Raw genomic sequence first — 4,809 nt, forward strand, 5'->3', positions numbered from 1 at the left:
CGTGTGGCACGGCATCGTGGATGGTGAAAAGCAGACTTTTAACCATGAGCCCTTCACCGGTTTCTGGAAGCGCTTCGGGGTCGGTTTCATGAGGATGCTGCCGATCGAATCGCAGATATAACGCCCGGATAGTGCGTGGAAAATTGAATAGAAGGTAAAAAGACAGAATTCCTTATTCGATGTTCGATGTTCGATGTTCGATGTTCGATGTTCGATGTTCGATGTTGGACGTCAGTCTTTGCCCTTGATTACCCTCCTTTACGCCCCATTAAACCCTGAAAAATTGCCAACTGCCCCCCGTTTTTCCCCCTTTTCGGGGGTGTTTGTCGAACACGGTGCAGTGCTACAAACAAATCAACACCAATTAAAATAAAGGCATTCGGGTGGAGGGATGAGAACGAATGCCCACGATGCCAACCCACTTGATTCGAATGCATTCATAAAAAGAATGGGAGGCCCGGTGCATGTCTGAAAAACACGTCAAACATTTGCTTAGAATTATAATCGCTGTCCTCGTCTTGTGCACGACAGGTGCGGTTTGTTTCGCGGATGACACGACCGCGTCCGATACGGATCAAGGAATACTGCCGCTCCCGGACTACTCGGGCAAGATCGGGTCACGCGCCAATCTGACCGGTGATTGGGGCGGTGTCAGACAGGACTGGGCCAACCGGGGGATCACCTTGGGCTTCGACTGGTACCAGTCCTACCAGGGCATCGTCGACGGCGGGTTCGATGAAGATGACGCGTATTCAACCAACCTGGACTACCGCCTGAATCTCGACCTCATGCGCATGGGCATCGTTCCCGGAGCTCTGGTTACGGTTCGTGCGCAATCCCGCTTTGGCGACACGGTAAACGGCGCCTCCGGTCTCCTGTTGCCGGTCAACATGTACTCGGCCTTCCCATATGGCTCGGATGAGGAAGCGGATGTCGATTTTGCGATCACCGAACTCAACTGGCTCCAGTTTTTATCCGATCGGTTCGCCCTGTTGGCCGGCAAGATCACGACCCTGGGAACATCCAACGAGTTCATGGGGGGTGAGGGCCGCACGCAGTTCATGAACTTCCAGCTCAATTTCTCTGCGACCTTGGCGCAGCTGGCGCCGTACAGCACGCTCGCCGCCAGTGCCATCTGGCTGCCCAATTCGACATGGACGATCACCACCACGCTGATGAATTACACCGATGCATCCACCACGTCCGGCTTCGGCGACATCGGTGATGGGACGACGTGGGCGACCACGGCCGACTATCGGGCCGACTTGAACCAGCTGCCCGGTGGCGGGTCCATCAGTTTCTATTACGGCTTTGACGCCGATTTTGCCGAGGTCGGCGGCCTCAACACCGATCCGGGGGGAGGGGTCGTCATGGATACGTCGTCGGATTCGTGGGCTGTTGACTGGAGCGGCTGGCAATACCTGTATGTCGAGGGCGATTCACGCACAGTGGATCCAACCAACGGCCGGCAGGATCTCCAGGGCGTGGGCCTGTTCGCCCGGATTGGCATCGCGGACAAGGACACCAATCCCATCTACTGGACGGTTTCCGCCGGCATTTCCGGTCGCGGATCCATCCCGAACCGTGACGACGACACCTGGGGCGTAGGATTATTCTATAACGATGTTCAGGGCCTGGACCGGCCTCTCCTATCCTTCAGCAACGCCAATGGCGGCCTCGAGGCCTACTACGACATCGCCCTGTTCGGCTGTGCGAACCTGACCCTCGATGCCCAGTGGGTTAAAAGCGCCTTCGAGTCGGTCGACGACGCCACGATACTGGGTGGTCGGTTGAACATCAGCTTCTAAACGACCCAAATAGACAGGCGTTTGTCTAAAAAAAGTCAGGCCTGGGTCGGTTTTACATGGATGCGAGCCAGCCGTAGGTCAGTTTCCTGACGGAGATGTTGAGAACGTGTTGATATCGGCCGCTAAAAGAAAGCGAATCTCATGGGTAAAAACCTGATCCTGGGTTACCTGACGATGACCGTTTGCCTGACCGTCCAATGCATGGTCGTGAGCCTGCTGCTGCGCATTCTGGTGGCGCTGGAAATCCGGGGACTGATCCGCCCCACTCTGATCCGGGCATCATTCCTGCTGGTTACCGTCATGCTGATTATGTCGGCTGGGAACCTGCTGCAGGTCGCCCTGTGGGCCGGGCTGTATTGCAGTCTCGGCGAATTTCATGATTTCACCACGGCGTTCTATCACTCGGTGGTCAATTTTGCGACCCTCGGCTACGGGGACATTGTCCTGAGCGCCAGGTGGCGACTGCTGGGTGCCCTGGAGGCAATCAATGGCGTGTTGATGTTCGGCTTGACGACGGGTTTTCTCTACACGGTTCTGCGAGCGCTCATGCAGCGGGCATGGGACGACCGTTTAGACCAGGTTAGGTTGACCGAAAAGTCGTCAACTTAGGAATTGATGGCTTTCAGCCGTCAAAGAAGGTGGGGCCCGGATTGGCAACGCAACATAAATTCAAATCGAATGAAAAACCCAGAAAACGTCGAGGGTGGTGGTGGAAAGGTCTGCTGGGTGTGCTGCTGTTATTGCTGATTGGTTTGACCATTGCGATCCGCAACATCAATTCGATCGTGCACACCCGCATCAACCAAGCACTGACACGTTATCTCTCCGAAGGCGGGTCACTGGACGCGTTCAATATCCAGTTGATAGCCGGGCGCATCAAACTATCCGGCCTGACGATCAACTCACCACGGGGATACGGCACGGCGCCGTTGCTTGCTTTGGATTCCCTGGCCCTGGATATCAATCCGCTCTCGTTGCTTGAAGATGAGATTGTTGTCGAGCAAATTACCTTGAAGGGAGGTTCATTGATCCTGGTACGTGACAACCAGGGGCAATTGAGCCCGGTCAGGCTTCTACCGTCGGCAGGGCAGGAATCCGACCCTGAGTCCACTATCGACGAAGAGGAAAAACCACCGTCGATTCCCGCTGTTCGTGTCAATGCCATTCGTGTTGAAGACTTCGACGTTCAGCTGATCGATCGGATGGTGGACGATCAATGGTCCGCAAACCTGACAATAGACCTGGCCGTGGACGATCTGCAGCCCGGTGACCTGCTGAAGCAGAATATCCGGATGGGGGCGGTGGACCTTGCCTTGTCCAAGATCAAGGTGGAACAGCCGGCAGGCTTCGGCCAGGCGCCAATGCTTGCGGCAGATAGAATCGAATTGGCCACACCGGGATTCGACCCGGGGGCCTCCCGCCTGTCGGTCAGCAAGGTGCTCCTGAATCATGTTGTGGTGTCGGTGGAACGCAACGCAAGTGGTCAGACCAACTGGCATCGGCTGCTTGACGCCTGGAAGCCGGCAGCTTCAACTGCGGCGCAGTCATCTGCCGGTAAACAGACAACGGCAGCAGCGGGGGGGATGCCCGTGCTGGTATTCGAAGACATCGAACTCACGTCCATTGCCCTGCAGCTCCTTGATCACATCGAGGGCCAACCGTGGCGTGCCGGATTTGACGGACTGGATGCCAAGGTCACGGGACTGGAAGTGGGCAAGTTGAAAGAGAATGCCATTTCTCTGGATTCTTTCAAGCTGGGCCTGAAGGGCGTGGTGGTGGATCAGCATCCCGGTTTTGATGACGACAGGCTGTTCAGCGCAGCCCGTTTGGCCGTCACCACCGGTGGGCTGGATCTGGCTTCACCGGAACTGGTCATCAATCTGGTACGTGTCCAGGGCCTGACCGCATCGATAACCGTAAAGGACGACGGCATATCCAACATCCAAAAACTTTACGCCGCCCAGCGCAGGGGGCAGCGCGCGACGAGCGCCAAAGAAACACGGACGCAAGCTGAGACAGACGCGCCTGCCCCTGTCAGGGTGCTGCCGAAAGTCCGTGTTGAGCAGGTTCAGCTGGAAGACGGGGATCTGCACTATAAGGACAAGGCAATCGTTGAAGAAGGTTTGGTTTTTCCGCTGCACAACATTCGCCTGGCGGCGAACCAGCTGCGCCTCTTCGACGATAAATCATCGGCTGATCCCGCGTCAGTATCGCTATCCTTTGAATTGGAGCAATCCGGCAAGCTGCCGGACGCGCAGTATGGGGCTGTGGCTTCGATGGGCCCGGCAGGCAGCGGCGTGCCGCCGATGAATGCCCAGATCCGCTGGACCGGCGTGAAACTGGAGACATTGGGTTCGCTGGTCCCGCCGGCCACGCGCAGCGCATTTGGCGCTGACGGTTTTGATGCCGGTTTTGCGCTGTCGATAAACAAGAAGGCAATCAGCCTGTATGGGATCCTGTTGAGCGAAGCGGGTGTGCAGTATGACGCCATTCACGTGCAGGGGCCGCTCAACAAACCCGCGGTGGAAACGGGGCCGGTCCTGGCCGGGGTTTTCAACCGTGCTTCCGGCGGCTTGCTTAAACTGGGCAAGAGCGGGCTGCATACCGGGGCCGGCATCGTCGAGGGCGGCGTGGATGTGGCGGGCGAGGTGGGTTCCGGAGCGCTGAAAATCGGCAAAAACATCGGTAAAAATTTGTTTAAAATAGGCAGCGGAATGGCCAAGCTGGATCATCGGCAGGTAGGAAGCGGGCTGGTGGGGTCCACCAAGGGAACGATCGCGCTGACGGCGGACTCCGCCAAGGACACCGGCTCTGCCGCCGGAGGCGGACTGACAAGCTCCTTTTCGAGCCTGACGGGTGCTGACGCGCTGCAGGCATGGGATGAAGGCATCGCCACCCGTCATCGGGCAGCCATGCAACAGGCACGGGAGGCCCTGGCCAAAATGCCTTATCCGCCGGTTACGGAATAAGGGTTCAAGGTTCAGCGTTTTGGGTTCAGGGT

3 protein-coding genes are annotated in these 4,809 nt (G+C 57.2%); all 3 read left to right on the forward strand.

Annotated elements, in window-relative coordinates; genetic code table 11:
- The first annotated feature begins 464 nt into the window (after nucleotides 1-464).
- The 3 genes from QNK41_RS17610 (at nucleotide 465) to QNK41_RS17620 (ending at nucleotide 4,777) form a co-directional block, all read left to right on the forward strand.
- On the forward strand, nucleotides 465-1,808 hold the full coding sequence (locus QNK41_RS17610) for a carbohydrate porin (RefSeq protein WP_319259423.1): 1,344 nt from the start codon (nucleotides 465-467) through the stop codon (nucleotides 1,806-1,808).
- Between the two features lie 141 nt (nucleotides 1,809-1,949).
- Nucleotides 1,950-2,417, forward strand: a complete 468-nt coding sequence (locus tag QNK41_RS17615; RefSeq protein ID WP_319259426.1) for an ion channel — start codon at nucleotides 1,950-1,952, stop codon at nucleotides 2,415-2,417.
- Nucleotides 2,418-2,458: 41 nt separating this feature from the next.
- Nucleotides 2,459-4,777 carry an AsmA family protein gene (locus QNK41_RS17620; protein ID WP_319259428.1) on the forward strand — a complete coding sequence of 773 codons (2,319 nt, stop codon included), beginning with the start codon at nucleotides 2,459-2,461 and terminating at the stop codon, nucleotides 4,775-4,777.
- The last annotated feature ends 32 nt before the right edge of the window (nucleotides 4,778-4,809 follow it).

It is taken from the genome of Desulfosarcina sp., assembly GCF_033791525.1.
GTDB lineage: Bacteria > Desulfobacterota > Desulfobacteria > Desulfobacterales > Desulfosarcinaceae > Desulfosarcina.